Genomic DNA, 2,115 nt, shown 5'->3' with positions numbered 1-2,115 from the left:
CTCGCCGAGGCCGTGGCGCTGTGGGGCGACCGCCCCGGCGCCGAGCCCCCGGTCGTCGCCGTGGTCGCGCCCGCCGCCGCGACCCGGCTGGCGCACGGGTCGATGGAGGCGGTGGTCGACCTGGCCGTCGCCGAGCTGGCGCTGGGTCGGGCCGAGCCGGCCGCGACCCGGCTGACCGGCCTGCTGGCCGAGCACCCGGTCCACGAGCGCGCGGCGGCGCTGCTCATGGACGCGCTCGCCGCGCAGGGCCGCCAGGGCGAGGCGCTGGCCGTGCACGCGCGGGTCCGTGAGGCGCTGGCCGACGCCCTCGGGGTCGACCCGGGCACCGCCCTGCGCGACCGCCACCTGCGGCTGCTGCGGCCTCCCGCGGCGCCGGAGTTCCCCGTGCCGAGCCCGGCGCCCTCCTCGAGCACCCTGCCCGCCCCGCTGACCAGCTTCGTCGGCCGCGACGACGACCTCGCCCGCATCGACACCCTGCTCGCCGCCGGGCGCCTGGTCACCGTCCTGGGACCCGGCGGCGCCGGCAAGACCCGGCTCGCGCTGGAGGCCGCCCGCCGCCGCCCCGACCGGGACCGCGACGGCGTCCGGCTCGTCGACCTCGCGCCCGTCACCGAACCGTCGAAGGCCGCGGCGGCCGTGCTGGCCGCGATCGGGCTGCGGGGTGGGGCCGTGCTCGACGCGCGCGGGCGGGTCGGGGGTGACGAGCTGGACGTCCTCGTCGACGAGCTCGCCGGCCGGGAGGCCCTGCTGCTGGTCGACAACTGCGAGCACCTGGTCGACGCCGTGGCCCACCTGGTCGCGGCGCTGCTGCCGCGCTGCCCCGGGCTGCGGGTGCTCGCCACGAGCCGCGAACCCCTCGCCGTCGACGGCGAGGCGCTCGTGCCGCTGGGTCCGCTCGCGCTGCCGGAGCCGGACGACGGCGTCGAGCGGGCCGGGCGGGCGGCCGCGGTGCGGCTGTTCGTCGAGCGCGCCGCCGCCGTGCGACCCGGGTTCGCCGTCGACGCGTCCACGCTGCCCGACGTCGTGCGCGTGGTGCGCGGGCTGGACGGCCTGCCGCTTGCCCTGGAGCTGGCCGCCGCCCGGATGCGGACGCTGCCGTTGCGCGAGCTGGCCGACGGGCTCGCCGACCGGTTCCGGCTGCTCACCACCGGCAGCCGCACCGCGCCGGCGCGGCACCGCACCCTGCGCGCGGTCATCGCCTGGAGCTGGGAGCTGCTCGACGAGCGCGAACGCGCGCTGGCCGAACGGGTCTCGGTCCTGGGCGGGGGCGTCACACCGGCCTCGGCGGCCGCCGTCTGCGCCGGCACCGCCGTGCCCGCCGCGGACGTCCCGGACCTGCTCGCCGCCCTCGTCGACCGGTCGCTGCTGCAGCTCGCGCCCGGGGACGGCCGCTACCGCATGCTCGAAACCATCCGGGAGTACGGCGCGGACCGGCTGACCGCCTCCGGCGACCTCGGCCCGGCCCGTGACCTGGCCGCCGCCCACTTCACCGCGCTGATGGCCCGCCACGACCCGCTGCTGCGCGGGCCCGACCAGCTGGTCGCGATGCGGGTCATCGGCGCCGAGTACGCGAACGTCCTCGCCGCCCTGCGGCACCTGTGCGCCACCGGTGATGCGCCCGGCGCGACCGCCCTCGCGCTGAGCCTGACCTGGTACTGGCAGATGTTCGGCCGCCACCTCGACGCCGCCCGCTGGCTGGCCGAGGCGCTGGCGGTGCCCGGTGGCGGGTCGACGCCCGAGCGCGACTGCGTGCGGGCCTTCCACCTGTTCAACCGGACGGACGTGCTGGCCGGGCTCACCGCGGCGGAGGCCGCGGACGACCGGGCGGAGATGCGCGAGCTGGCCGATCGGCTGCTTGAGCGCCCGGGGCTGCCGGGCCACCACCGCGTCATCGCCCCGGTGCTGCTGTTCCTGCTGGACCCGGAGGCCGCGCTCGCGGTCTTCCGGCAGCTGGCCGATGGCGACGACGTGTGGCTGGCCGGGCTGGCCCACTTCTTCCGGGCCGAGATCGCCGAGAACGCCGGCGCGCTCGACCGGGCGGGCGTCCACGTGGAGGCGGCCCTGACCTGCTTCCGGCGCGCCGGCGACCGGTGGGGCCGGGCCGCCGCGCTGCCG

At 79.0% G+C, this 2,115-nt stretch carries 1 protein-coding gene; it reads left to right on the top strand.

Going from position 1 to position 2,115, the window contains the following annotated elements; translation table 11 throughout:
- Positions 1 to 2,115, top strand: a 2,115-nt coding sequence (locus KIK08_RS38765) for an ATP-binding protein (protein WP_214408288.1), incomplete at both ends; no start/stop codon positions are given.

It is taken from the genome of Pseudonocardia lacus (assembly GCF_018531445.1).
GTDB classification, from domain to species: domain Bacteria; phylum Actinomycetota; class Actinomycetes; order Mycobacteriales; family Pseudonocardiaceae; genus Pseudonocardia; species Pseudonocardia lacus.
Note: the sequence above shows the minus strand (reverse complement) of the source record. Positions and strands in the feature narration are given on the sequence as shown.